The organism is Niveibacterium terrae, assembly GCF_048213115.1.
Lineage (GTDB): Bacteria > Pseudomonadota > Gammaproteobacteria > Burkholderiales > Rhodocyclaceae > Niveibacterium > Niveibacterium terrae.
Genome location: NZ_CP172404.1, coordinates 1,544,624 through 1,568,079 on the forward strand (window position 1 = coordinate 1,544,624; position 23,456 = coordinate 1,568,079).

Here is a 23,456-nt window from a genome sequence, read left to right on the forward strand (position 1 = left end):
CGGAAATGTTCGCGCTGCGGCTCAGGCAAGGATGCCGACTGAATTCAAAAATCAGCACTCAGAACCGCGCATCCGCTCGCATACTGGGCAAGGCCATCGTCGAACACCCCATTTGCTCTTTGAGATCGCCGGCCGGGCTTCGCATGCAACAGGGTGCGGTCGATGCGAAGCTGCACGCAGCCCGGCTGGGCTTCGATCAATAGTCGGTGTAGCCCTTTTCCCCTGGCGTGTAGAAGGTCGCAGCATCAGGTGCCGCCAGTTCCTGGCCTGACTTCAGCTTCGACACCAGATCCGGATTCGCGATGAACGGGCGACCAAAAGCCACCAGATCGCCGCGCCGGGCTTCGAGATCGGCTTCGGCGCGCGCGGCATCGTAGCCACCGGAGAGGATGTACTTTCCCTTGAACGCGGCACGGATTTTGGCTTTCAATACAGGGCTGACTTCGGGCGCCCCCATCGAGCTGTGATCCACGACGTGGATGTAGAGCAGGCCGAGCGCATTCAGCTCGTCGATCAGACGCAGATAGAGCGCATCCATTTCGGCATCCGGCGCCATGGCGTTGAATGCGCCATAGGGCGAAATACGCATGCCCACGTGCTCGGCGCCGATCGCCGCGACTGTTGCCCTAGCGACTTCAACGGCGAAACGGATGCGGTTCTCGACCGTGCCGCCCCAGCGGTCGTTGCGCTGGTTGGAGGCGGTGTTGAGGAATTGGTCGATCAGATAGCCGTTGGCCCCGTGCAGCTCGACACCGTCAAAGCCGGCCTGCATCGCCAGTCTGGCCGAGTTCGCATATTCGGCGATGCTCTGCGCGATGTCCGCTTCGCTCATCTCGCGTGGCACCGGATACGGCTGCATTCCGTTGGCGTCGGTCCATATCTGGTCGGGGAGGGGGATCGCCGAGGGGGCGAGAACGTGCGCTCCGGCCGGCAGGTTCGCGGGGTGACTGGCCCGCCCGGTATGCATCAGTTGCACAAAAATCCTGCCGCCGGCCTGATGGACGCCCTCGGTCACTCCGTGCCAGGCCTGCACCTGTTCCTCGCTGAACAGCCCGGGAATGCGCGCATAGCCAAGACCATCGGGGGACGGCGAAGTGCCTTCGGTAATGATCAGTCCGGCCTCGGCACGCTGGCGGTAATACTGTTCCATCAGCGCATTGGGCAGGTTTCCGATCGCGCGGCTACGCGTCAGCGGCGCCATGACGATGCGGTTCTTCAGCGACAGACCGCCCAGTTGGGTGGAGGTGAATAGCAGCTTGCTCATGAAAACTCCCGGAGTTTGAATTTGCGACGAGTCGGATTGAATGAAATGCTCAGGCTTTTGGCCGATAGCGTTCAGCCGCATGGGCTTGTCGAATGTCCGACAGCAAGCCCTGGCGCGCCCCCTCCAGACCATCCCAGCGCTCGGCAACATGAAGCGGCGGTATCGTGACGAGCTCGCGGCGGTCGAAACCGATCAGAGCCGCATCGACCAGCTCACCCACGTCCATCACCTCGGGGAGGGTGTCGATGTCGACGCCGGCGCGTTGCCAGATCTCGGTGCGGGTCGCCGCCGGCAGCACCGCTTGTACATAGACGCCTTTGGGCGAGAGTTCCAGGTTCAGGCCCTGCGACAGAAACAGAACGAAGGCCTTGCTGGCACCGTAGATCGACATACCGAACTCGGGCGCAAACCCCACCACCGAGCCGATGTTGACGATCGCGCCCGTACCGGATTGCGCGAAGCGAGGAGCGATCGCGGCAGCGAGCCGCGTCGGCGCTGTAATGTTGAGCGCGATCAGGCCTTCTATGGCCTCAGCGGATTGCTCCAGAATGCCCCCCGATTGAGCGATGCCCGCGTTGTTGATCAAGACGCCGATGCGAGCGTCTTCGCGCAGTAGGGTTTCAAGCGCGGACAGGTCGGTGGGCCTGGTCAGGTCGGCCTGCAGCACTTCAACGGCCACCTCGTTTTCCTCGCGCAGGCGCGCCGCCAGGGTATCCAGACGCGGTTTGTCGCGCGCGACCAGGACGAGATTGTGGCCGCGGCGGGCGAAGCGCTCGGCGTAGGTGGCGCCGATGCCGCTGGAGGCGCCAGTGATGAAGACAGTCGGAAGCGTGGTCATCGTTGTTTTCCTTTGCATGAGTTGTTCGGGTGGGGTGTAAAACACGGGGCCATCACATCCTGACCACGACCTTGCCCCTGGACCGTCCCTGATCAAGGTAGGCAAGCGCTTCCTTGGCCTGATCGAATGGGAAGACCTTGTCGATCACTGGCCGGATGCGCTCCGCCTCGATGAGCTTGCCGATCTCGGCGAGCAGCGCCCCCTCGGGGCGCACGAAGTGAAAGGAGTAGGTGATGCCTCGCTTCTTGGCGAGGCGGATGATCTTGCGGCTCATCAGTCCGAACACGAACTTCAGGACGAAGTTCAGGCGGCGGGCGCGAGCAAATGCGGCGTCCAGCGGCCCTACGAGAGAGACGATCCGGCTCCCCGGTTTGAGGATGGCTATGGATTTTTCAATCGCGTCGCCTCTGACCGTGCCGAGCACCGCGTCGTAGCCACGCAGTACTTTTTCGAATTCCTGTTTCCTGTAATCGACCACCTCGTTGGCGCCAAGGCTGGCTACCAGCTCGACATTGCCGGTGCTGGTGGTCGTCCCCACCTTCGCGCCGAGCTGTTTTGCGAGCTGGATTGCAAACGTGCCGATACCGCCAGACCCCGCAGGGATGAATACTTTCTGGCCGGCCCGAAGATTGAGCCGCTCCTTCAACGCTTGCCACGAGGTGAGCCCGACCATAGGGATCGAGGCTGCCTGCACGAAGTCCAGATTGGTGGGCTTCAGCGCGGCAGCGCTCTCAGGTACCACCGCGAACTCGGCAAGCGACCCGCTGCCCAGATCGAAGAGGCTGGCGAAGACAGCATCGCCAGGTTTGAAGCGAGTCACGCGGCTGCCGACCTCGGTCACCACCCCGGCCAGATCGCTGCCCAGCGTGGCCGGAAGCTGGAAATGCAGCACGGGCTTGAACATCCCGGTCGGAATCATGTTGTCGATAGGGTTCAGACCCACCGCATGGACCTGAACCAGCAGTTCGTCGGGCTTGGGCGTGGGGCGGGGAAGCTGGGCGAAACCGATCCCGGGCGATTTGCCATAGCGTTTGAAGGTGAGCGCTTGCATCGTTTGTCTCTCTTTTTGGGCCAGATCAGTGGGCAAGAAAGTCCAGAACCGCAGGCACAAAGGCCTGGTAGTGCTGAAAGATGCCGCCGTGCCCGGAGTCCGGATAGATCGTGAGCTGGGCATTCGGCAGACGGCGGGCCATGTCGGCCGAGAGCTTGCTGTCGACCATCAGGTCATGGTCGCCGTTCGCAATGAAGACGGGCTGAGTGATGACCGATAAGTCGTCCGGGGCACTCAAGCCCGCGGTTCTGATGGCCTTCAGTTGGGCGCGCCTGGCCTGCAGCGAGACGCGCTTGTCACGGTTCCTGCTGCGCTCCTTCAGTCGTGAGAAATAGTCTTTCGCGGCGCGCTTTCCCTCCGGGGTGCGGGGGAAGAACAGGAAATTCCTCGGATCACTCAATGTGAGCGCCGCCTTGATGTAAGCGAGCGCGGCGATCCTGTTGATCTCGTCGATTCCACCACCACCCCGTGGCCCCGTTCCGGCAAGGATCATCCGACGCACCCGGCCGGGGTCCTGCAACGCGATCATCTGGGCGACGCCGCCGCCCATCGAGAAGCCGAGAAGGTCGACCTTGCCGAGTCCCATTGCCCGAATGAAGGCGAGGGCGTCCCGCCCCATCTCCTCGATCGTGTCGGGCACCGACCCTCCCGAGGCGCCGACCCCGCGATTGTCGAAAGCGATGACCCGACGATGCGCGGCGATGCCGTCGATCACGCGCGGATCCCAGTCATCGAGCACGGCCATCAGGTGGTGCAGAAGGATCACCGGCACGCCAGATTTGGGACCGAGTTCCCGGTAGGCGAAAGGCACTCCGCCTACATCGACTGTGCGGGTCGGGGCATCTTTCCATTTCACATTGCTCACTGATGAAATCTCCGTGCGGGTGGGGTTCAAGGTGTTACTATCGAATCGAAACGAACGGTAACGCCAAGGCGCGGATAAGTCACTATCAAAACAGTATGGACAATGTAAATGAATGTAATGAGCCGTGCCCGATCGCGCGCAGCCTGGCTGTCGCCGGTGACGCATGGAGCATCCTGATCCTCCGGGATGCCCATGCCGGCCTCACGCGCTTCGACCAATTCCGGAAAAGCCTGGGCATCGCGCCGACGATCCTGACCCGTCGGTTGGCGGCCTTGACTGAGGAGGGACTGCTGGAGAAGCGGCGCTACTCGGACCATCCACCGCGCGAGGAGTATCTGCTGACCGCTGCCGGGCGCGATTTTTTGCCGGTGCTCTTCATGATTGGCGCCTGGGGCCGTCAGTACCGGGGCGGCGGCGATCTGATCCGTTTCTTCGACGCTGAAACAGGGACAGAAATCAAGGCAATCGCCGTCGATGAAGTCACGGGGGCGAAGATCGGGACCCGCCCCCTGCGCATGGTCACGCCGGATCAAAGCTGAGTGCGGATCTGACCGATCGGGGCCTGCCCAAGGGCGGCAAGGGCCGTCCCAGACAAGCGGGTCTGGAGGCTGGTCCGCCCCGTAAACGCCAAAACCCCGGTCGCCCGGGGTTCTGCTTTTTGAGCCCTGCGGCTCACTTCGCGGCGGAGGCTTCCGTCTTCGGTGCGACCTTGGTGGCCTTCTTCGCCTTGTGGACCTTGGCCTTCTTGACCGGGGCCTTCGCGGTCGCGGCGGGCTTGGCGGCCGGAGCCGAACCGGTGGGGGCAGGGGCCTCGGCGGCGAAGACGCCGGCGGCAAAGGTCAGAGCGGAGAGGGTGGCGATCAGCTTCTTCATGGTGGGGCTCCTTGTTGGATCACTCGTGCTCGAGTGCATGGCTGCAGTGTGAGCGCGCGTGCCTTAAGGCCTGATGAAGCGGACTTAAGCGGGACTTAAGCGCGGAGAGCCTCCGATGGTCCTTGAGGGGGCAATAGGCTGATTTTGGCTATGCCGGCGTGCAACTTATGCAGCTGGACGGCTGCCAGGCAGATCCATTCCTGATCAGCGCGGATGAGGGACGCACTGTCGAAAAATCTTACACCTGAATAATATGGCATAAAATTGTTCAAAAAAAACAATGCCATGCGGTTTGGAGTAAAATTTGCTTTGCTTGATGTGGGAGTGTTTCTTCTACATTCGGAGGGGTATTCGATGAACACGCGTATTCCACAGATCCTCTTTGCTGGACTGGTTCTCTGCTCGGCCATGTCGCATCCTGCAGTGGCCGGGGTAATTACCGGTGGCACTGTTATAGACGCTACTGAATCAAGTTGCTGTGGCCTGACTGCAGATAAGCTGGTTGATCAGTCTGGTTTGTCGACTGGCTACACCAGTGGTGTCACCAATTTTGATACCTATTCCGCGCTGGGAGTTACTGCTCTTGGATCTTCTACAACCCCTGAGTTCCCCGGAGGTTACTATGCGACTGTGGGGGCGCATGTGGATATCGATCTTGGTCAAAGTCTGACTGTAACAAAACTGGCTTTGTGGAATGACCAGGATTTTCAGGGGGTTGATGCCTTCCACCTGCTCATATCCAGCGATCCGAGCTTTGCCACCAGTACATCGCTGGGCAGTTTCAATGCGCTGTACGGGAATAATGACAACGAGGCTTTGGACTACTCCGTCGGAGTTCCCATCCAGGTGTTTGATCTGAATGATGCCAGCGGGCGCTATGTTCGCGTGGTGTTCGACTCTGCGCACCTGGGACCTTACGTGAATTTGAATGAGATCGCGTTTGACGTAGGAGCAACATCCGTTCCCGAACCTGCCAGCATTGCTTTGCTGGGTTTGGGGCTGGCAGGAATCGGTATTTCACGCCGCACGTCAAAGAAGCGCTGATTCCGGAATGCACTATTGGTTCCGCCTGCATTGAGGTGCTGCCGTAAACGTCAAAACCCCGGTTTCCCGGGGTTTTGTGTTCAATGAGCGGTGCGGCTCACTTCGCGGCGGAGGCTTCCGTCTTCGGTGCGGCCTTGCCGGCCTTCTTCGCCTTGTGGACCTTGGCCTTCTTGACCGGGGCCTTCGCGGTCGCGGCGGGCTTGGCGGCCGGAGCCGAACCGGTGGGGGCGGGGGCCTCGGCGGCGAAGACGCCGGCGGCAAAGGTCAGCGCGGAGAGGGTGGCGATCAGCTTCTTCATGGTGGGGCTCCTTGTTGGATCACTCGTGCTCGAGTGCATGGCTGCAGTGTGAGCGCGCGGGACTTAAGGCCTGATGAAGCGGGATTAAGCGGGGATTAAGCTCGGCCCCACCACAGGAACCCGCCGTGCTGGTCAGGGCTTTCGGGCCGCCAGCATTTTTTGCAAACCGCGCATCAGGCAGCCGATGGCCGGAAGCTTCATATAGAGTTCCTCGGCCGCATCCCAGTAGTCGCGGTGGTAGCTCACTTTGCCATCGGCGCCGAATTTTAGATGCGATACACCGCGGATGACCTGAGTCGCGCCGCGTCCTCCCCGACGCATGCGGTAATGGAACTCCCAGGCCAGCATCACCCCAGCGGTGTCGGCCACGCGTTCGGTGACGACAAAGCGTGGCTCGGCCACTTGCCGGAACATGTGCGCAAAGATCTGTTGAATGGCCTCGACGCCGCGCACTTCGTTGAAGGGATCCTTGAAATAGGCGTCGGCGGCATAGAAATTGGGAAAGCGCTCGACCTTCTCCGGTGTCAGCTCGTGGTAGAAGGCGATCAGGCGGTCAAGTTCCATTTCTGACTCCGGTGAGGCGGCGGATCAGCGGGAAATACCAGCAATAGGGCAGCAGCGCCAGAAACTTCAGAATGCAGGTGAAGCGTTTCGGGAAATGGATTTCGAAACTGCCTTTCTTGAAGCCGTCCAGCGTGGCGATGGCCGCCTGTCGGGGCGTCAGCAGCGCCGGCATCGTGAAATCGTTTTGACGCGTCAGTCGGGTCTGCACAAAGCCGGGATTGATCACCCATACCCCGATCCCCTGTGTTTCCAGGTCAAGGTGGAGGCACTCGGCAAAGTGGATCAACGCCGCCTTGCCCGGTCCGTAGCAGAGCGCTTTGGGGAGCCCCCGATAACCGGCCACGCTGGCCACGAAAGCGATGCCGCCTCCCTCCTTGAGCTCGGGTAGTACGGCCGCGGCCAAACGCATCGCGCCGTTGAAATTGACAGCGACGACTTGCTCAGCGCGCTCCAGATCGAAATCCTGAGCCGTCATCGGCACATAATCGCCGGCCAGATAGACCACCAGGTCGATGCCGCCCCAGGCCTCCAGAAGGGCCTGACGAACAGAGATCAGGCTCGCCACATCGGTCGCATCGCAGGGCATGAGCTTCGCACCGGCTATGCCGAGCGCTTGCAATTTTTCGACCGAGCGTGCCGACAGCGCCAGCCTGGCGCCCCGGCGGGCGAGCTCATCGGCGGTCGCCGCGCCGATGCCGGTCGAGGCTCCGACCAGCCAGACCCGTCGGTCGCTCCAATCCGTGATTTTCGGGTTCATGGCTTGCCCTTCGCGGAACGCTCAGCGTTTGACGAAGCTCAGCGTCACTTCGCCGAGATTCAAACCCCACTTCGACATCGTGGAGCGGTTGATCATCACTCTGTCGTCCATCAGGAACATCCAGTCGTCGAAGTCGACGTGATAGGTCTTGCCATCGACCGGCAGTTTCAGCACATAGCGCCAGCGCAGCGCGTTGCCGGCCAGCTCGCCCACCGCTTCGCCGACCACGTCGTCGGCGGTGCCGCGATACGAGCCATCGGGCTGGCGCTTGAGCGTCCAGACGCGGCGCGTGCTCGTGCCGTCGGACCATTCGAAGTGCTCGTCGAGCACGCCGGTATTTCCGGTCCATCGGGCGTCGATGACCGCATGAAAACGCTTCTTCACCTCGCCGGAGCGCCCCTGGAAGATGCCCCAGGCGTCCAGCGTGCCGTTCAGGTAGTGCCTGATGTCGAGCACCGGCTGCTCCGCCTTGTATTGTTCGACTCCGGTCGAGGTGCAGGCGCTCAGCCCGAGGCAGAGCAGCGCGGCAGTCAGTCTTTTCATCTGTGAATCTCCAGTGAATCGCGCCAGCGCCACAACAGCGTGGCGGCCACGAACTTGAAGCCCAGTGGGAGCAGCGCGTAGGCAAAAGTGAGCGCGCTCAGGTTGTGCGCGCTCCCTGGTCGATAGCCGAGCCGATCCAGCAGCGGCAGGGCCAGACCGGCGGCCAGTGCAAGATTGAGTTTGGCGACGAAATTCCACACCCCGAAACAGATTCCCGCTTGTCCCTGGCGCTCGCCCAGATCGGCAGCGATGGCGGCCGGCAGGGCCAGATCGGCGCCGAGCGCCAGACCCGACGCGAGGCAGATCAGCGCAAACCCTGCAATGTCACCGCTCCCGGCCAGACCGGCCCCGGCGAACGCAAACATCGCCAGCACCATCGCCAGTCCCCAGGCCCGCACCCGCCCAAAGCGCGCGGCCAGCCTGACCCACAGAGGCATCGATGCGGCGCCGGCGACGAAGTACACGGCCAGCAGGGGGCCGCTGGCCGATGCGGCGCCGAGCACATCCGCGACGAAGAACAGGAAGAGCGTTGCGGGCAGCGCGGCGGCGATGCCATTGGCGATGAAGACGCCGAGCAGGCGACGGAAGGCGGTATCGCGCAAGGCCCGGCTCAGGCTCTGGCCCAGCGGCTCGTTTGAATGCGGCAATGAGCTGCCCGGGCCAAGCTTCGCGAAGGCAGGCACGGCGGCGATCAGCAACAAGGGCGGCAGCACCCAGGACAGGCGTTGGGTGCCCTGGCTCAGAGAGCTGGCGAGCACGCTGGGCAAGGTCGCGGCCAGCAGCACACCGACCAGACCGAAGCCCTCCCGTGCTGCCGTCAGCGCAGTTCGCTCCGCCGAGTCGCCCCCCAGGGACACCCCCCAGGCCTGGTAGGCCACCGAGGCCGCTGAGAAGCCCAGATAGGTCAGCGTCAGCGAGGCGAGCAGCCAAAGGGAGACAAAACTGGACGGCGGATTGAGCAGCGCGACGAAACCGATGGCGAAGGGGAGCAGGGCCATGGCCAGCATGCGCCGGTGGGGCAGGCGGTCGGCCAGCCAGCCCAGCCACGGGTCGACAAAAGCGTCAAAGAGGCGCGCGCCGAGCAAGATGGCGCCGAGCAAGGCCAGCCCCAGGTGGGTCGTCTCCGCGTAATAGCGCGGGACGTGGACGTAGAGGGGCAGCGCGGCGAAGGCGAGCGGCAGGCCGAGCGCTCCATAGGCTGGCACCATGCCTTTGGGCACGTCAAAGCTCCCGAGGCCAGGCCAATGCGGCCCACCGCGCCGCGGTGTTCTCCCGCGGCGCGAGCCCGATGGCGAGTGGTTCAGCGGTGCGCGAGTTCAAACTGCACGACATCGATGTTCCCGGCGAGGAAGCCCGCTTCGCAGTAGCTGAGGTAGAAGCGCCACAGGCGCCGGAAGCTCTCGTCGAAACCCAGCGTCGCAACCTGCGCCCAGTGGGTATCGAAAGAGGTCCGCCACTGCCTGACTGTGCGGGCGTAGTCGAGGCCAAAGGCGAATTCGTCCGTCACCTTCAGGCCCGATTTTTCCGCCCCCTTCCGGAAGGTGCTGCGCGACGGCAGCATGCCGCCCGGGAAGATGTACTGCTGGATGAAGTCGGTGCCGCGTCGGTAGGCCGCGAACAGGTCGTCGCGCAGCGTGATGCTCTGGATCATCGCCCGACCGCCAGGCTTGAGCGCCCGGGCGACCGTGGCGAAGTAGCTCGGCCACCATTTCTCGCCGACGGCTTCAAACATCTCGATCGAGACGAGGTGATCGAATTTCTCCCGCGTATCCCGATAATCCTGCAGGCGAAGATCGGCCAGGGGGACGCGCTGCCGCGCCCACTCCAGCTGGGCGGGCGAGAGGGTCAGGCCGGTGACGCGCAGGCCGTCCCGCACCGCCATTTCAGCAAAACCGCCCCAGCCGCAGCCGATTTCCAGAACGCTATCGCCCGCGTTCGCTTGCAGGCGGTCGAGGATGCGACGGTACTTGGCGTCTTGGGCCGTGTGCAGAGAACCGTCGTCTTCCGGCCGGTACAGGGCCGATGAGTAGCTCATGCCCGGATCCAGCCACAGCCGGTAGAAGTCGTTGCCCAGATCGTAATGGGCCATGATGTTGCGCCTGCTGCCGGTGCGGCTGTTGCGGTTGAGGCTGTGGCGGATGCGGGCCATCAGCAGTTGCATCCATGAGCCATAGACAGCTTGGGTCAGCACCTCGCGATTGCGTGTCAGCAGCGCGAGCAGGCCGGCGATGTCGGGCGAATCCCACTGGCCGTCGAGATAGGCTTCGGCCAGCCCGATATCTCCTCGGGCCAGCACGCGGCCGAACATCGCTTCATCGTGCACCTGCAGCCTGACTTCGCCTTCTCCTTCGCCGAAGCGGGTGCGGGAGCCGTCGGGCAGGCGCACTTCGAGAGATCCGCCGCTCAGCTTTTCCAGCAGGGCGAAGACGGTACGGGTATTGCGCGCCAGCGCTTCGGTGCCGCGCAGGATCAGTGCGTGCTTGAGGGTCCGGGTCATTTTGGCGATTTCTGCAGCGGTTGATGAGCAGGGCATGTGCCAAGGAAGGGCACCCCCTTGAGCCAGAGTTTGAGCGCCTGCCAGTGGATGCGCGCGATGACGCCCAGCGATAGGAAGGGCATGGTCAGGAACGCGCGGAGCAAAGCGCTCGCCGACCACGGGTGAGGTTTACCGGAGATCGACGTGAGCAGCAGTTCGCCGTCAATGTCGTCGTAGTCGATGTGCGCCGACCGGACAGCGCCTTCGAGATGGAAGCGGAAACGGTAGCCGCCCTCGACCCTGTTGAAAGGCGAAACGTGGAAGCGCTTCTCGGTGCTCAGCTCCTCGCCATCGGCCAGCGCTTCGCCACCGCGATGGAGCAGATAGCTGTGCGTCCCCCCGAAGGTGTTGTTGACCTCAGCGAGGATCGCGATCAGATGGCCGGCGCGGTCATGGCAGTACCAGAAGCTGACCGGGTTGAAGAGGCCCCCCAGCACGCGCGGGAAGGTTTGCAGCACGATCTCGCCGTCGCAGGCGAGGCCTTGTTCGGCCAGCAGGCCCTCGATCCAGGGCAGCAGTGGGCTGCCGTCACGCGCTCCATGGTCCTTGCTCTGAAAACTGAGCAGGTTGCGTTTGTCGACCGAGAAGATGCCGCACTCGGTCGCCGCCAAGCTGCGCAGAGGCAGCAGCACATAGAACACCGGATAGATGAAGGCATTGACCACGGGGCGCAGACGCTTGTGCATCACCTGGCCCATGCAGAGCTGTGGGTGGGTGTTCATCGCGGCTTCGGGCTGGTTTCGCGCCGAAGTTCGGCCCCGTCGCTCCGCCACGGAGGCTCGACGCCAAGACCTTTCGCGACGCGCAGCGCGGAGTTCAGTCCGTCCTCGTGAAATCCGTAGCTGCCCCAGGCGCCGGCAAGCCAGATGCCGCCTTCTCCTTGCACTTCGCCCAGTCGCTGCTGGGCGGCGATAGCGGCAGCGTCGAAGATCGGGTGGGCGTAGTCGAATTCGGCGATGAGCCTGGCGGGGTCCGGTTCGCGCGCCGGGTTCAGCGTCACCACGACCGGCGTTTCGAAGGGCAAGGGCTGGAGTTTGTTGATCAGGTAGGAAACTCCGACTGGCTGGTCGCCCGGCTCTCCGTGACCGGCAAAGTAGTTCCAGGCCGACCACAGCTTGCGATCGCGGGGCAGCAGAGCCGGATCGCAATGCAGTACGGTCCGGTTCGGTTGGTAGCGGATGGCGGAGAGTACCTCGCGCTGGCCGGAACTCGCCGTCATGCCGAGGATCGAGAGCGCCTGGTCGCTGTGGCAGGCCATGACGAGCTGGTCGAAATGCTCGCTGCCGCCCGCATGCGTCACGCGCAGCCCCGCGGCCTCACGCGTGACCGCATGGACCGGACAGGCTATGCGCACATCGTCCAGTTGGGAGGCGATCTTCTTGACGTATTCACGCCCGCCGCCGCTCACCGTGCGCCACTTCGGGCGGTTGAACACCTGCAGCAGACCGTGGTTCTGGCAAAAGCGAACGAAGGCGGTGAGCGGCATTTCGAGCATCTGGCCGGTCGGGCATGACCAGATCGCCGCCGCCATCGGAAGCAGATACCAGCGGGTGAAGGACTCCGAATATCTGCCCTCGATCAGGAAACGGTGCAGGCTGCTCTCACTGTCCGGATGCGCCGCCAGCCACGCGACGCTTTCCCGATTGAAACGCAGGATGTCCGAGAGCATGCGCCAGAAGGGGGGGCTAATCAGGTTCCGCCTTTGACCGAAGACGGTCGACAGGTTGCTCCCCGCCCATTCCAGATGCGGGTTTTCCAGGCTGACCGCGAAGCTCATCTCGGTCTCGACGCTGTTCACGCCGAGGTGGTCGAACAGCGCGATCAGATTGGGGTAGGTCTTTTCGTTGAAGACCAGAAAGCCCGTGTCCACCGGAAAGGTCTTGCCCTCCAGCGTCACGTCGACCGTGTTGGTATGCCCCCCCAGATAGGCGCCCGCTTCGAACACCGTTACGGCGTAGTCTCGGGACAGCAAGCAGGCGGCGGCCAGACCGGATATTCCCGCGCCGACGACCGCGATACGCTGCTTTGGGCTGACTTGGGTGTTCATGGCCAACTCCAGTCTCTCTGTCCAGGACAGGCATTTGTCCGTCAGGCAGTGATCGAAACTGTCGTTTTAATGCGCTTTTTGGGATTCGCTAAGGGCAAATTTTGTGGACGCGCCGAATTTTCGGATTGCCGTTCCTGAAAGTGGTGCCGGGCAGTCCCGGGACGTTCTCCGCAAGGGGGAACATTGCCCCCAGGAGTTGTCGGTCCGCTCAAACCCCCGGTTGTGGCCTTCCCATTCGGGTGTAAACGACAAAACCCCGGTTTCCCGGGGTTTCGTTTTCATTGAGCGGCGCGGCTCACTTCGCGGCGGAGGCTTCCGCCTTCGGCGCGGCCTTCTTCACCTTCTTGACCTGGTGCTTCTTGACCGAAGCCTTCGCGGTCGCGGCGGGCTTGGCGGCCGGAGCCGAGCCGGTGGGGGCGGGCGCCTCGGCGGCGAAGACGCCGGCGGCAAAGGTCAGCGCGGAGAGGGTGGCGATCAGCTTCTTCATGGTGGGGCTCCTTGTTGGATCACTCGTGCTCGAGTGCATGGCTGCAGTGTGAGCGCGCGGGACTTAAGCGCTGATGAAGCTGACTTAAGGGGGGATTAAGGCGGCGGGTGCATCGAATGCCGAGCTCAGCCCGCATGGGCGGCCAGGGCCTCCAGCGGGACGTGCAGCGCCTCGTCGTTCGCGAAGGCCGCGAGCAGATAATCGATCGTTGCCCGAACCCGTGGCGCGATCAGGGCGCGGTGCGGATACTGCAGGACCATCTCGTAGCTACCGGGGTCGTGCTGGCCCAGCAGCAATACCTTCAACGCGCCGGAGCTCAAATGTTTCCACGCGTGGTGAACGCCGACCTGGGCGATGCCCATGCCGAAGCAGGCGGCTTGCACCAGGGCCTCTGGCGCCGACAGGGTCAGCATCGCATGATCGGGATCCTGCGTCGTGATGCTGCCATCCGCCGCCCGAAAGCACCAGGGAGAGACCTTTCCGCCGAGAAAGCGGCGGGTGATCAGCGTGTGCTGGTCGAGTTGCTGGGGCGTGTGAGGAGTCCCTTTGCGCTCCAGATATTCGGGCGATGCGACGAGAACCATGTTCAACCGGCAGATCGGCCGCGCGATCAGCGCGGAGTCGGCGATGTGGCCTCCGCGGATGGCCAGATCGTATCCATCATGGACGAGATCGATGACCCGGTCGTCGAAGTCGACTTCGACGGACAGGGCAGGGTAGCGAGTCAGAAGTCCCGGCAGGGCCGGCATCAGCTGGTCGCGTCCGAAGGCTGCGCTCGTCGAGATCCGGACATGGCCGCTCGTCTCGACCCGCTGGGCTGCGACCGCATCGACGGCAGTGTCGAGCGCGTCGAGCGCGATTCGCGCCTGCTTGAGGAAGGCGGCCCCTTCATCGGTCAGATTGAGCGTTCGTGTGGTCCGGTTCATCAGGCGCACGCCCAGCGCCAGCTCCAGACTGGCCACGTTCTTGCTGACCGCAGCCGAACTGATTCCCAGAACGCGTGCGGCCGCCGCAAAGCTGCCTGAATCTGCAGCCTGGACAAAAGAGAGAATGGCGCGTACGCGCTGTGACAAATCCATGGATCTCTCCTGATCGATCAATTCAGCTGGGTGGGGCGATGAATCGGGGCTGGGCTTGCCGGGTCAAAAACGGATCCTCCCTTTTTTTGACCCGGCGAAGCTATCTGCTGGAGCCTGTTACAGCGCCAGCTCGAGGATGGACTTCACATCGGCCGGCGTGATGTCGGCGTGTTCGCCGAGCTTGACGTGGCCGTGCTGCTCGAGCTTCGCGGTGACGGCAGGGATCACGTCCGCGCCGAGACCATAGTCGCTCAGGCGGGTCTTGACGCCCATCGCTTCGAAGAACGCGCGCGTCTTCTCGATCGCGGCATCGATCCGACCATCCTCGTCGCCGTCCTGCAAACCCCAGACGCGCTCGGCATACTGCAGCAGCTTGGCGCGCTTTTCCTCCTTTTTGAAGGTCCAGACTGCCGGCAGCACGATCGCCAGAGTCTGACCGTGATCCAGACCGTAGAGGCCGGTGATTTCCTGGCCGATCAGATGGGTTGCCCAGTCAGCCGGAACGCCGGTCGCGATCAGGCCGTTCAGCGCCATCGTCGCGGTCCACATCAGGTTCGCGCGCACATCATAGTCGCTCGGGTTCTCCAGAGCCTTCGGGCCGTCTTCGAGCAGGTTCAGCAGCAGGCCTTCGGCGAAGCGGTCCTGAACCTTCGCATTGACCGGATAGGTCACATACTGTTCGACGACGTGGACGAAGCTGTCGACGACGCCGTTGCCGACCTGGCGGGCCGGCAGCGAGAAGGTGGCCGTCGGGTCGAGCACCGAGAACTTCGGGAAGACGTGGTTGGAGAAGAAGAACAGCTTGTCCTGGGTCTCGGCCCGCGTGACGACGGCGCCGTTGTTCATCTCGGAGCCGGTGGCGGCCAGCGTCAGCACGCAGCCGATCGGCAGCGCATCGGTGATCTTCGCGCCATAGGTCTGGATGATTTCCCACGGATCGTTCGGGTAGCGCGCGGCGGCCGCGATGAACTTCGTGCCGTCGATGATCGAACCGCCACCGACCGCGAGCAGATAGTCGATCTTCTTCTCCTTGACCAGCTCGACCGCCTTGATCAGCGTTTCGAAGTGCGGGTTGGGCTCGATGCCGCCGAATTCGAAATGCTCGATGCCCTCCAGCGCAGCGTGGACCTGGTCCAGCACGCCGTTCTTCTTGATGCTGCCGCCGCCAAAGGTGATCAGGACGCGGGCGTTGGCCGGGATCTCGTCGCGGATCCGGGCGATCTGCCCCTGGCCGAAGTGAATCTGGGTCGGGTTGCGATAGCTGAAATTGTTCATGGTGTTTCCTCTTTCCTGAGATAAACGATAGAGAACGGGAGTCGGTATCGGAGGCGCGACCGCTGCGCGCGCTACCGGATCAGTGGTTTATAGAGCAAGGGGGATAGGGCAAAGAGCGGCCTTCGCTTTCGTCCGTGCCGCCAGAGCGGCGAGCAGGGCGGCGAGCACGAGCAGGGCTGCGCTGGCGCCGAAAGTTGCTTGGTAGCCGCGCAGGTCGAACAGATAACCGCCCAGGGTCGCGCCGAACATGATCGCAAGCTGGATGACCGCGACCATCAGCCCGCCGCCGGCCTCGGCATCCCGGGGCAGCGTTCGTGCGAGCCAGGTCCACCAGCCGACCGGTGCCGCCGTCGCGACGAGCCCCCAGAGGCCCAGCAGCACGGCGGTTACGGCGACCTGGTGCCCGAACGTGAGAAGCGCCCCGGCGATCACCGCCATCAGGACCGGGATGGCAATCAAGGTTCGATAGAGGCTTTTCTTCAGAAAGGCGCCGATCAGGCTCGTGCCGATGAAGCCGGCCACGCCGATCACGAGCAGCAGCAGCGAAAGCGTCGAGGTGCCGACATGCGTTACCGTTTCGAGGAAGGGCCGCAGATAGGTGAAGAGCGCGAACTGCCCCATGAAGAAGAGGCTTACCGCGGCCATTCCCAGCGCCAACACGGGGTGACCGAGCAGCGAAAAGACTCTCGTTGAACCCTGTCCGGGCTTGGCCTTCATCGGGGGCAGGCTGATCAGTTGCCAGCCGAAGGCGATCGCTGCGACCGGAACGACGCAGAAGAAGGCGCCACGCCAGCCGATCAGCGAGCCCAGGTAGCTTCCCAGCGGAGCGGCGAGCACCGAGGCCAGCGCGTTGCCGCCGTTCACGACGGCCAGCGCCCTTGGCACATGCCGGGCCGGCACGAGGCGCATCGCGGTGGCGGCCGACATCGACCAGAAGCCGCCGATCGCGACACCGATCAGCGCCCGGCCAAGCATGAAGATCCAGTAATTCGGCGCGAAGGCAACGACCGTCCCCGAGGCGATCATCAACAGCGTCGAGGCCAGCAGCAGGGTCTTGCGGTCGAGCCGCCCGGCCAGAGCCGAGGCGAAGAGGCTGGTCAGCAGTGCGAAGGCGCCGGAGATCGCGATGGCCTGACCGGCCTGACCTTCGCTGATCCTGAGGTCGGCCGCGATCGGTGTCAGCAGGCTGACTGGCAGGAATTCGGAGGCAACCAGCACGAACGCGCCGAGCGACAGGGCCAGGACTGCGCCCCAGGCGGACTGTTCTTCCGGCAAGGCCGGAGTGGTGGTGTGCGTCATCGCTGCTGGCGCCTCGAGTCTTCCCGATGCGACGCGGGGTTTTGCTGTCTCTTGATGGAAAGCATCAATTACTTGAGCCCCTTGCCGAAGAACGCGCTCAGCTTGGCGAACGGGATCAGGGCGACGCGGTCGTACAGATCGACGTGGCCCGCACCGGGAACGATGAACAGCTCCTTGGGCTCGCCCGCCAGCTTGTAGGCTTCCTCGCTGAATTCGCGGGAGTGGGCGTTCTCGCCGGAGATGAAGAGCATCGGGCGCGGCGAGATCGTCTCGATGTCGTTGAACGGATAAAAGTTCATGAATTTGACGTTGCTGGTCAGCGTCGGATGAGTCGTCACCCTGCGGGACGATCCCTTAGGCGTGAACTCGCCGCGCGGCGTGCGGTAGAAGTCGTAGAACTCGCGCTGGATCGGGTGAGTGTTCTCGGTCAGTTCATGCACGGTCCCGCTGGTGTACTTTGTTTCTCCGCCCGCGAACTCGACATAGCGTTGCGCAGCCGCCTCAGCGATGATCTGCTTGCGCTGCTCAAGGGTCTGCGAGTGATTCAGCGCATTGCGGTTGGCCGCTCCCATGTCGTACATGCTGACGGTGGCGATCGCCTTGATGCGCGGATCGATCTTGGCTGCGCTGATCACGAAGCTGCCGCTGCCGCAGATTCCGAGGGCACCGATACGTACCCTGTCGACGAAAGGCCGGGTTCCCAGATAGTCGACGGCTGCGCTGAACGCTTCCGCATAGAGGTCGGGTGCGACGACGTTGCGGGGTGCTCCTTCGCTCTCGCCCCAGAAGGACTGATCGATGGCCAGCGTGACGAAGCCTTGCTCCGCGAGCTTCTGCGCATACAGATTGGAACTCTGCTCCTTGACCGCGCCCATCGGATGGCCGACGACGATCGCCGGATTTCTGAGCTTGGGATCGACGCCCTTGGGAAGGTACAGGTTCCCGACGATCTTCATCTGATACTGGTTTTTGAAACTGACCTTTTGCACGGTGAGCTTGTCGCTGTTGTAAAAGTTGTCCGCTCCGTTGGACATGTCCGCTGCGTTGGCCGCGAAAGAACCGAGCAGAAGCCCCAAAACCATCAGGAGTTTTTTCATTGGATCTGTCCTCATCAAAGGATCGTTTGAATGCCGCTTTTCTCGAAGAGAGCGGTGGGTGAATGGCCGTATTAATCTTCGCTGGGAAGCTCTGCAGCGGGATAGTCCGTTACTGCGGACTTCTTGCCTGATCTTCCGGCGAGCTGGAAACTCTCAGTCCGTGGTCCGTGCTGCCAGCCGCCACCAGGGCGAGAAAGCCTGCTCCTCGCCATCGAGCTGCAAGGCTTCCCCGATCCGCGGCGTCAGCAGGTGGTAGCCCTTGCCCTGGCCCGCTGCGCTGATGCGTTCAAAGGGCTCGTTCCAGGCATGCCGGGCGATGCTGAAGCGACCGATGTGCGCAGGCAGCATGGCCCGGGTTTTCAAGTCCTCCGCGGCCTGCGCGGCTTGCTCTGGCGTCATGTGGATGTCTGGCCAGCGCGGGTCGTATTGCCCCATGTCGAGCGCGACCAGATCGAAACGCCCAAAGCGCTGGGCGATGTCCTTGAAATGCGGGCCATAACCCGTGTCACCACTGAACAGCAGGCGCTGCGTCGCGGATTCCAGAACGAAACCGCCCCACAGGGTCTTGTTGCGCGTCAGCGCGCGTCCGGAGTAGTGGCGGGCCGGAACGAGATGGACGCTGAACCCGTCCCCCATAGCCAGTTCGTCATACCAGTCGAGTTCGCGGATCTTCTCCCGTGGCCAGGCCCAGTGTTCAAGGTGCGCCCCGACGCCCAGCGCGACCACCGCCAGCTTGACCTTGTCTTGCAGTGCCGTGAGCGTCGCGTAGTCGAGGTGGTCCCAGTGGTCGTGCGTGATCAGCAGCAGGTCGATCTCCGGCATATCGTCGGCGTTGTAGAGATTGGTGCCGTCAAAGGCCGCGACCGTGAAGGGGACGGGAGATGCGAATGCGCTGAGCACGGGATCGATCAGGATCCGCCTTCCGGCGAGCTGGACATAGAACGAGGAGTGGCCGAGCCAGATCACGACATCTCTGTGCGGATCCAGGGCCTTCAGGTCGGTTTTGATGACTGGAATCGGCTGCACAGGTCGGAGATTTCTGACCGGTTTCAGCGCGTCATGGGCGACGATGGCCAGCGTGCTGCTGTCCTCAGCGAGGATGGGCGTCGGGATCAGGTTGTGGAACTCGCCCTCGGCATAGTGAGGCGAACGTTCGATTTGTCTCAGTCGTTCGCCTTCGGGGGCGGCGCCGAATTTCGACTGCTGCAGGAAGGCGCAGGCGCTCAAGAAGGCAAGGGCGGCAAGCGCCGCGAGGCTCAACAGCATCAAACGAACTTTTCGCATCGGGGATCTCTGGTCTGCATCGGGGAGGTGGAGGCTTGCGCTTACGTGAGCACTCGCGAGGGCTGAGGGAACACCCGCGAGCGTCTGCCCGTCGTCAGTCCTTGCCTGGCGCGAAGAGCATTTCCCAGTTCACGAACGGGCCAAGAGGGATGATGTCCCAGTCGATCAGGCCGGCTTTCGCAAGCGGAATCTCGCCCAGAATTTCCCGCGCTTTTTCGACCGAATCGCATTCGGCGATGATCGCGACGCCGGGGCGGTCCATTCGGAAGTTGCACTCGCGGATGAAGTCGCTTTTGTACAGATTCCAGGCGAAGCGGACTTCATCGAGCAGGTAGGGCTGGAAGGCTTCGAGGCTGGCGCCGGGCAGGGGACGGTCGAGGCAGAGCAGTTTCATCGTCAGGGTCTCGCTTTTGATGTGTGGGATCAGAGCTGTGCGCTTGATTCGGTCGGCTGCGTCAGCCGTCCGGCGAAGGCGAGGCGGAATTGATCGAGCGTCGCTTCGCTGACGCCCATCGCGCTGTAGAAGGCCAGAGGTTCCAGGTAGTCCATGCCGACGTAGAGGGCGCTCGCCTTCATCGGCGTCAGCACTTCGTCTATCGTGCTGTGAATCAGGCCTTCGGCGGAATAGGTGAATTCGGTCGCGCCGGCCGAGACGACGACCAGCATCTCCTTGCCCTTGAGGGCCTCGCCATTCGGGCCGAAGGCCCAGCCGTAAGACCAGACCTGGTTCAGATAGGCCTTGAGCATAGGCGTCAGGTTGAACCAGTGGATCGGGAACAGGAAGACGACGCGATCCGCCGCCTCCACCGCCTGATGCTCCGCGGCGACGTCGAAGCCGTTCAGATCCGAGCCGTACAGTGACTCGATGTTGCGCACCGAGACGTTGGGGAGACGGGCGGCCAGTTGCTCCAGTGCCTTGATGGTCCGGGATTGGTCGGGAGTGGGGTGGGAGACGATGACCAGGGTTTTCACTGTGCTTTCCTTTGTCCGGGGGCGGGTAGGCCCCGTGCGATTGCGATGGACGCATTCTGGACAAAGGGATTGGTGAGCGGAACAGCGTGTTCGGTAGATGATTATGTGAGTCGAAGTTGAAGATGGAGCGCAGATCCGGGCCTGCCGGGGGGGCGCTGGCTTCACTCGTCGACGAGTTCCAGCGTCAGCTTCAACTTGCCCGGCGTCTTCAGCGTGGCTACTCCGGAATCGAGCCGTCCCAGACTGATCAGGCCGCTCGAATGGCTGAAATCCTTGTGGAAGATCGCCAGATTGCCCCAGGGCGCGTAGTAGGTGATGTCTCCGGCCGACGGGGTGAAACCGGCCGGGGCGCCCGTGACGATGAGCCTGCGCGGCAGGTAGGCGATTTTTTCGGTGGCGGCGTAATCGTCGAGCGTTAGTGTCAGCGGAAGTTGTGCGGCGAAGTCCCGCGCACTGGGATTGTCGTAGAGCGTCGCAAACAGCAGCTTGCCGTTGATTTTCAGGCGAATCTTCATCGTGCGTGGCGGAATCCGGGGGGAAGAAGAGGGCTGCGCCGCAAGCGCGCCAGCCGTTTTGTCCGCCGCCGGAGCGGCGGGCAGACTGCATGCCCAGGCGAGGCTTAGCCCGAGCAGAAGCGCGCGTCCGGCGCGATGGCTTGCTGCTGCCCGGCCTTTCATGCGCTGACGCCTTCGCGGCGCGGGGCGGGAGTCGGTTGCCTTTGCAGCAGGGTCGCGATGTCGCGCTTCGGGGGGCAACCGAACAGGCGGCTGTACTCCCGGCTGAACTGTGAGGCGCTCTCGTAGCCGACCAGGAAGGCTGCACTTGCCGCGTCCCTATGCTCGTTCAGCATCAGGCGCCGAGCCTCGTTCAGGCGCAGCCATTTCTGGTATTGCAACGGACTCATCGCGGTCAGCTGGCGGAAGTGAAAGTGCAGGCTCGACGGGCTCATCTGGATGCGCGAAGCGAGCTCCTCGATTCGCAGCGGCATCGCGTAATTCGCTTTGAGCCAGTCGACGGCTTTCGCGATCCGCTGGCTCTGACTGCCCGAGGAGACGATCTGCCACAGGCGGGCCGCCTGATCGCTCTTGAGCAGGCGGAAGTGGATCTCGCGCTGGATCAGTGGCGCGAGCACCGGGATCGCATCGGGTTCGTCGAGCAGATCCAGAAGGTGTTTGAAAGCTTCGAGCAGTTGTGGCGTGACCGTGCCGAGGGTCAGGCCCCGATCCGCGCTTTGATCCACCGGAGGTGTCAGGCCGCCCTGGGCGATCAGCTCCGCCATGATGCGCAGGTCCAGCTTCAGCGTCAGCCCCAGGCAGGGTTTCTCCGGGCTGGCTGCGAGCACCTGCGAGCTGGCCGGAAGATCGATAGCGTTGATCAGGAAGTGGTCGGGATCGTAGGGGTAGACATCGGTGCCCACCAGCATCTGCTTGGCGCCCTGGGCCACGAAAACCAGACAGGGCTCGACGAGGCAGGCGCAGGGTTGGGTGATCCGTTCCCGCCGGTAGAACGAGAGGTTCGGAATCGGCGTTTCGCGGTCTTCGTCCCCGGATGTGCGCTGAGCGATGATGCGGGCCAGCTCCGCCTGAAGGGCGCTTTGCCGTGTCGGGGTTGAGAATTCCTGCTGGGGCGGGGATGGCATGCGGCTCTCCTGATCTGTTCCTACACAGTAGTCGGAGTGCAGCGGTTTTGTCCCGCGATCGACCGGCTTGCTGGAGGATCAGGCAAGAAGTCTGGAGGATTGTTCGAGCGCAGCACCGGCGCAGTGCGCAAGGCGTCAAAACCACTCGCGGCGGATGATTGGTTCGGACAGCAAAAAGCCCGAAGATCTCTCTTCGGGCTTTTTTGTATTCGTGGTGCCTCCGGCGAGAATCGAACTCACATTTGCCGCTTAGGAGGCGGCCGTTCTATCCATTGAACTACGGCGGCACAGGGCTTCACGGGGAAGCCCGGGGTGCGAAGCCTACCACAAACAGGCTGCGGCGCGGGCGTTTTGCTCAGAGCGCTGCGGGCTCGCCGTCTTCAGGCGCTCCGGGGGCGGAGGCTCCGAAACTCATCCGCGTGATCAGCCCGTCGCGGAGGATGAACTGGTGGTAGAGCGCGCCGCAAACGTGCAGAGCGAGCGTGGCCGCGAGCAGGCTCGCCGTGCCGATATGAAAGGCCCTCAGCGGCAGTGCTTCGAGGCCCACCGGTAGCACGCCATGCACCGAGAGGAAAACCGCGATCAGATTCTCCTGGATGACCATCGCTATTCCGCTTCCTATCATCAAGAAGGTCAGCGCTTCGAGCAAGCGGTGCACGATGATGGCGAGCGCGTCGGCCCAACGCATTCCCGAGGACAGGGCAGGGGGGGCGACGGTACGGCCGCGCGTAGCGAGGCGCAGCATCGAGGCGACGAAGATCAGGGAACCGACGCTGATGTGGCGGATCAAAGCAGAGACTTTGTCGGGCGAAGAAGCGGGAATGCGGGTCATCACGAAAGTGCTCATCACGAGCGCGGCGAGGATCATCGCCGCGATGGCCCAGTGCAGAAGACGCACCAGAGGAGAGTGACAAGCGGGCTTTTTTGTATCGAGACGTTTTGCGCAGTGCATCGGAAAGCTCGCGGTGTTCAGGGCTACAGGCGTTTGACGATACGCGCCCGGGCCGGGCTTGGCAAAGCGCAGCCTGACCGGGTATGACTTTGGGGTAAGCTTCGACGGTGTCGCCCGCGCCAGAAGTCAGCAGTGGGGGCACGGATCTTCCTTGTCTGGAGAATTGAATGAAAGCTTTGATCCTCGCTGCCTCCCTGCTCGTTTCGCCGGCCTTCGCCGCCGATGTGGGTGTTTCGATCAGCATTGGCCAGCCTGGCTTTTACGGCCGGATAGACATCGGCAACGACTATCCCGTGCCTGTCCTCGTCGCGCCCCGGCCGGTTGTGGTCGAGCCGGCCTACCATGATCGCGCGCCGATCTACCTGAACGTGCCTCCGGGCCACTACAAGAACTGGCGCAAGCACTGTCGTCAGTACAACGCCTGCGGCGAGCGCGTCTATTTCGTCCGCAACGACTGGTATGAGCGTCAGTACGCGCCCCACTACCGGGACCGCCATCCGGAGTTTCACGGCAATCGCCACGATGATCGCCGGGACGGCCCCGGGCGCGACCACCGGGATGGGCCCCGGGACGACCGTCGGGATGATCATCGGGACAGGCCAAGGGATGATCGGCACGACCGACGCGATCGCGATGATCGCGGCCCGGGGCGCGAGGACCACCACCGTTAAGCTCTGAGCGGGGCGCGGACT

At 63.1% G+C, this 23,456-nt stretch carries 27 protein-coding genes and 1 tRNA gene; 3 read left to right on the plus strand and 25 right to left on the minus strand.

Going from position 1 to position 23,456, the window contains the following annotated elements; genetic code table 11:
- Positions 1 to 196 precede the first annotated feature (196 nt).
- Genes ACHFB9_RS06960 through ACHFB9_RS06975 form a run of 4 tightly spaced genes read right to left on the minus strand, consistent with a single transcriptional unit; the run spans position 197 to position 3,964 of the window.
- Entirely contained in the window at positions 197 to 1,264 is a 1,068-nt protein-coding gene (locus ACHFB9_RS06960) for an alkene reductase (protein WP_417070566.1), read from the minus strand.
- 49 nt (positions 1,265 to 1,313) lie between these two features.
- Positions 1,314 to 2,102 carry an SDR family NAD(P)-dependent oxidoreductase gene (locus ACHFB9_RS06965; protein WP_417070568.1) on the minus strand — a complete coding sequence of 263 codons (789 nt, stop codon included), beginning with the start codon at positions 2,100 to 2,102 and terminating at the stop codon, positions 1,314 to 1,316.
- A gap of 52 nt (positions 2,103 to 2,154) precedes the next feature.
- Complete coding sequence (locus ACHFB9_RS06970) at positions 2,155 to 3,189, minus strand: NADP-dependent oxidoreductase (RefSeq protein WP_417070570.1); 1,035 nt, start codon at positions 3,187 to 3,189, stop codon at positions 2,155 to 2,157.
- Positions 3,179 to 3,964 (minus strand): alpha/beta fold hydrolase, encoded by a 786-nt coding sequence (locus ACHFB9_RS06975; RefSeq protein WP_417070572.1) that lies wholly within the window; start codon positions 3,962 to 3,964, stop codon positions 3,179 to 3,181. The genes ACHFB9_RS06970 and ACHFB9_RS06975 overlap by 11 nt, the downstream gene beginning before the upstream one ends.
- Before the next feature lie 56 nt (positions 3,965 to 4,020).
- Here ACHFB9_RS06975 and ACHFB9_RS06980 point away from each other — a divergent pair, with 56 nt between their 5' ends.
- Positions 4,021 to 4,557 (plus strand): winged helix-turn-helix transcriptional regulator, encoded by a 537-nt coding sequence (locus ACHFB9_RS06980; protein WP_417070573.1) that lies wholly within the window; start codon positions 4,021 to 4,023, stop codon positions 4,555 to 4,557.
- Positions 4,558 to 4,690: 133 nt separating this feature from the next.
- Here the strand turns inward: ACHFB9_RS06980 and ACHFB9_RS06985 are convergent, their stop codons facing one another.
- On the minus strand, positions 4,691 to 4,891 hold the full coding sequence (locus ACHFB9_RS06985) for a hypothetical protein (protein ID WP_417070575.1): 201 nt from the start codon (positions 4,889 to 4,891) through the stop codon (positions 4,691 to 4,693).
- Positions 4,892 to 5,245: 354 nt separating this feature from the next.
- Here ACHFB9_RS06985 and ACHFB9_RS06990 point away from each other — a divergent pair, with 354 nt between their 5' ends.
- Entirely contained in the window at positions 5,246 to 5,935 is a 690-nt protein-coding gene (locus ACHFB9_RS06990) for a PEP-CTERM sorting domain-containing protein (RefSeq protein WP_417070577.1), read from the plus strand.
- 97 nt (positions 5,936 to 6,032) lie between these two features.
- Here ACHFB9_RS06990 and ACHFB9_RS06995 read toward each other — a convergent pair whose 3' ends face one another.
- The 20 genes from ACHFB9_RS06995 to ACHFB9_RS07090 all read right to left on the minus strand — a co-directional run bounded on the left by ACHFB9_RS06995 (position 6,033) and on the right by ACHFB9_RS07090 (position 22,710).
- Complete coding sequence (locus ACHFB9_RS06995) at positions 6,033 to 6,233, minus strand: hypothetical protein (RefSeq protein ID WP_417070579.1); 201 nt, start codon at positions 6,231 to 6,233, stop codon at positions 6,033 to 6,035.
- Between the two features lie 132 nt (positions 6,234 to 6,365).
- Positions 6,366 to 6,797, minus strand: a complete 432-nt coding sequence (locus ACHFB9_RS07000; RefSeq protein ID WP_417070582.1) for a nuclear transport factor 2 family protein — start codon at positions 6,795 to 6,797, stop codon at positions 6,366 to 6,368.
- On the minus strand, positions 6,787 to 7,554 hold the full coding sequence (locus ACHFB9_RS07005) for an SDR family NAD(P)-dependent oxidoreductase (protein ID WP_417070584.1): 768 nt from the start codon (positions 7,552 to 7,554) through the stop codon (positions 6,787 to 6,789). Before ACHFB9_RS07005 ends, ACHFB9_RS07000 begins: the two co-directional genes overlap by 11 nt.
- Positions 7,555 to 7,575: 21 nt before the next feature.
- Positions 7,576 to 8,097 carry a DUF3833 domain-containing protein gene (locus ACHFB9_RS07010; RefSeq protein ID WP_417070586.1) on the minus strand — a complete coding sequence of 174 codons (522 nt, stop codon included), beginning with the start codon at positions 8,095 to 8,097 and terminating at the stop codon, positions 7,576 to 7,578.
- Positions 8,094 to 9,317, minus strand: a complete 1,224-nt coding sequence (locus tag ACHFB9_RS07015; RefSeq protein WP_417070588.1) for an MFS transporter — start codon at positions 9,315 to 9,317, stop codon at positions 8,094 to 8,096. The genes ACHFB9_RS07010 and ACHFB9_RS07015 overlap by 4 nt, the downstream gene beginning before the upstream one ends.
- An 80-nt stretch (positions 9,318 to 9,397) precedes the next feature.
- Complete coding sequence (locus ACHFB9_RS07020; RefSeq protein WP_417070590.1) at positions 9,398 to 10,594, minus strand: class I SAM-dependent methyltransferase; 1,197 nt, start codon at positions 10,592 to 10,594, stop codon at positions 9,398 to 9,400.
- Complete coding sequence (locus ACHFB9_RS07025; protein WP_417070592.1) at positions 10,591 to 11,355, minus strand: DUF1365 domain-containing protein; 765 nt, start codon at positions 11,353 to 11,355, stop codon at positions 10,591 to 10,593. The genes ACHFB9_RS07020 and ACHFB9_RS07025 overlap by 4 nt, the downstream gene beginning before the upstream one ends.
- The gene (locus ACHFB9_RS07030; RefSeq protein WP_417070594.1) at positions 11,352 to 12,680 is read right to left on the minus strand and encodes an NAD(P)/FAD-dependent oxidoreductase; all 1,329 of its coding nucleotides are present in this window, start codon (positions 12,678 to 12,680) and stop codon (positions 11,352 to 11,354) included. The genes ACHFB9_RS07025 and ACHFB9_RS07030 overlap by 4 nt, the downstream gene beginning before the upstream one ends.
- Positions 12,681 to 12,975: 295 nt before the next feature.
- On the minus strand, positions 12,976 to 13,167 hold the full coding sequence (locus tag ACHFB9_RS07035; RefSeq protein ID WP_417070562.1) for a hypothetical protein: 192 nt from the start codon (positions 13,165 to 13,167) through the stop codon (positions 12,976 to 12,978).
- A 125-nt stretch (positions 13,168 to 13,292) separates the two neighbouring features.
- Positions 13,293 to 14,246, minus strand: coding sequence for a LysR substrate-binding domain-containing protein (locus tag ACHFB9_RS07040; protein WP_417070596.1), 954 nt, complete (start codon positions 14,244 to 14,246; stop codon positions 13,293 to 13,295).
- Positions 14,247 to 14,363: 117 nt separating this feature from the next.
- The gene (locus ACHFB9_RS07045; RefSeq protein ID WP_417070598.1) at positions 14,364 to 15,521 is read right to left on the minus strand and encodes an iron-containing alcohol dehydrogenase; all 1,158 of its coding nucleotides are present in this window, start codon (positions 15,519 to 15,521) and stop codon (positions 14,364 to 14,366) included.
- A gap of 87 nt (positions 15,522 to 15,608) precedes the next feature.
- Positions 15,609 to 16,820: an MFS transporter gene (locus ACHFB9_RS07050; RefSeq protein ID WP_417070599.1), complete on the minus strand. Its 1,212-nt coding sequence runs from the start codon at positions 16,818 to 16,820 to the stop codon at positions 15,609 to 15,611.
- 68 nt (positions 16,821 to 16,888) lie between these two features.
- Entirely contained in the window at positions 16,889 to 17,917 is a 1,029-nt protein-coding gene (locus ACHFB9_RS07055; RefSeq protein WP_417070601.1) for an alpha/beta hydrolase, read from the minus strand.
- 153 nt (positions 17,918 to 18,070) lie between these two features.
- Positions 18,071 to 19,201, minus strand: coding sequence for an MBL fold metallo-hydrolase (locus ACHFB9_RS07060; protein ID WP_417070603.1), 1,131 nt, complete (start codon positions 19,199 to 19,201; stop codon positions 18,071 to 18,073).
- A gap of 94 nt (positions 19,202 to 19,295) precedes the next feature.
- Positions 19,296 to 19,595, minus strand: a complete 300-nt coding sequence (locus ACHFB9_RS07065) for a hypothetical protein (RefSeq protein WP_417070605.1) — start codon at positions 19,593 to 19,595, stop codon at positions 19,296 to 19,298.
- A gap of 29 nt (positions 19,596 to 19,624) precedes the next feature.
- Complete coding sequence (locus ACHFB9_RS07070) at positions 19,625 to 20,173, minus strand: NAD(P)H-dependent oxidoreductase (RefSeq protein WP_417070606.1); 549 nt, start codon at positions 20,171 to 20,173, stop codon at positions 19,625 to 19,627.
- A 161-nt stretch (positions 20,174 to 20,334) separates the two neighbouring features.
- Positions 20,335 to 20,688, minus strand: a complete 354-nt coding sequence (locus tag ACHFB9_RS07075) for a cyclophilin-like fold protein (RefSeq protein ID WP_417070608.1) — start codon at positions 20,686 to 20,688, stop codon at positions 20,335 to 20,337.
- A 158-nt stretch (positions 20,689 to 20,846) separates the two neighbouring features.
- Positions 20,847 to 21,812: an AraC family transcriptional regulator N-terminal domain-containing protein gene (locus ACHFB9_RS07080; protein WP_417070610.1), complete on the minus strand. Its 966-nt coding sequence runs from the start codon at positions 21,810 to 21,812 to the stop codon at positions 20,847 to 20,849.
- 212 nt (positions 21,813 to 22,024) lie between these two features.
- Positions 22,025 to 22,099 (minus strand) — tRNA-Arg (locus ACHFB9_RS07085).
- Positions 22,100 to 22,167: 68 nt separating this feature from the next.
- Positions 22,168 to 22,710 carry a cytochrome b gene (locus ACHFB9_RS07090; protein WP_417070611.1) on the minus strand — a complete coding sequence of 181 codons (543 nt, stop codon included), beginning with the start codon at positions 22,708 to 22,710 and terminating at the stop codon, positions 22,168 to 22,170.
- Positions 22,711 to 22,931: 221 nt separating this feature from the next.
- Here ACHFB9_RS07090 and ACHFB9_RS07095 point away from each other — a divergent pair, with 221 nt between their 5' ends.
- A complete protein-coding gene (locus tag ACHFB9_RS07095; RefSeq protein WP_417070613.1) occupies positions 22,932 to 23,435 on the plus strand; it encodes a hypothetical protein in 504 nt (167 codons plus the stop codon).
- Positions 23,436 to 23,456: the final 21 nt, after the last annotated feature.

Coding starts and splice junctions, on each gene's coding strand:
- ACHFB9_RS06960 (WP_417070566.1), bottom strand. CDS start 1,264: ATGAGCAAGCTGCTATTCACCTCCACCCAACTGGGCGGTCTGTCGCTG.
- ACHFB9_RS06965 (WP_417070568.1), bottom strand. CDS start 2,102: ATGACCACGCTTCCGACTGTCTTCATCACTGGCGCCTCCAGCGGCATC.
- ACHFB9_RS06980 (WP_417070573.1), top strand. CDS start 4,021: ATGAAATCTCCGTGCGGGTGGGGTTCAAGGTGTTACTATCGAATCGAA.
- ACHFB9_RS06985 (WP_417070575.1), bottom strand. CDS start 4,891: ATGAAGAAGCTGATCGCCACCCTCTCCGCTCTGACCTTTGCCGCCGGC.
- ACHFB9_RS06990 (WP_417070577.1), top strand. CDS start 5,246: ATGAACACGCGTATTCCACAGATCCTCTTTGCTGGACTGGTTCTCTGC.
- ACHFB9_RS06995 (WP_417070579.1), bottom strand. CDS start 6,233: ATGAAGAAGCTGATCGCCACCCTCTCCGCGCTGACCTTTGCCGCCGGC.
- ACHFB9_RS07000 (WP_417070582.1), bottom strand. CDS start 6,797: ATGGAACTTGACCGCCTGATCGCCTTCTACCACGAGCTGACACCGGAG.
- ACHFB9_RS07005 (WP_417070584.1), bottom strand. CDS start 7,554: ATGAACCCGAAAATCACGGATTGGAGCGACCGACGGGTCTGGCTGGTC.
- ACHFB9_RS07010 (WP_417070586.1), bottom strand. CDS start 8,097: ATGAAAAGACTGACTGCCGCGCTGCTCTGCCTCGGGCTGAGCGCCTGC.
- ACHFB9_RS07020 (WP_417070590.1), bottom strand. CDS start 10,594: ATGACCCGGACCCTCAAGCACGCACTGATCCTGCGCGGCACCGAAGCG.
- ACHFB9_RS07025 (WP_417070592.1), bottom strand. CDS start 11,355: ATGAACACCCACCCACAGCTCTGCATGGGCCAGGTGATGCACAAGCGT.
- ACHFB9_RS07030 (WP_417070594.1), bottom strand. CDS start 12,680: ATGAACACCCAAGTCAGCCCAAAGCAGCGTATCGCGGTCGTCGGCGCG.
- ACHFB9_RS07035 (WP_417070562.1), bottom strand. CDS start 13,167: ATGAAGAAGCTGATCGCCACCCTCTCCGCGCTGACCTTTGCCGCCGGC.
- ACHFB9_RS07040 (WP_417070596.1), bottom strand. CDS start 14,246: ATGGATTTGTCACAGCGCGTACGCGCCATTCTCTCTTTTGTCCAGGCT.
- ACHFB9_RS07045 (WP_417070598.1), bottom strand. CDS start 15,521: ATGAACAATTTCAGCTATCGCAACCCGACCCAGATTCACTTCGGCCAG.
- ACHFB9_RS07050 (WP_417070599.1), bottom strand. CDS start 16,820: ATGACGCACACCACCACTCCGGCCTTGCCGGAAGAACAGTCCGCCTGG.
- ACHFB9_RS07055 (WP_417070601.1), bottom strand. CDS start 17,917: ATGAAAAAACTCCTGATGGTTTTGGGGCTTCTGCTCGGTTCTTTCGCG.
- ACHFB9_RS07060 (WP_417070603.1), bottom strand. CDS start 19,201: ATGCGAAAAGTTCGTTTGATGCTGTTGAGCCTCGCGGCGCTTGCCGCC.
- ACHFB9_RS07065 (WP_417070605.1), bottom strand. CDS start 19,595: ATGAAACTGCTCTGCCTCGACCGTCCCCTGCCCGGCGCCAGCCTCGAA.
- ACHFB9_RS07075 (WP_417070608.1), bottom strand. CDS start 20,688: ATGAAGATTCGCCTGAAAATCAACGGCAAGCTGCTGTTTGCGACGCTC.
- ACHFB9_RS07080 (WP_417070610.1), bottom strand. CDS start 21,812: ATGCCATCCCCGCCCCAGCAGGAATTCTCAACCCCGACACGGCAAAGC.
- ACHFB9_RS07095 (WP_417070613.1), top strand. CDS start 22,932: ATGAAAGCTTTGATCCTCGCTGCCTCCCTGCTCGTTTCGCCGGCCTTC.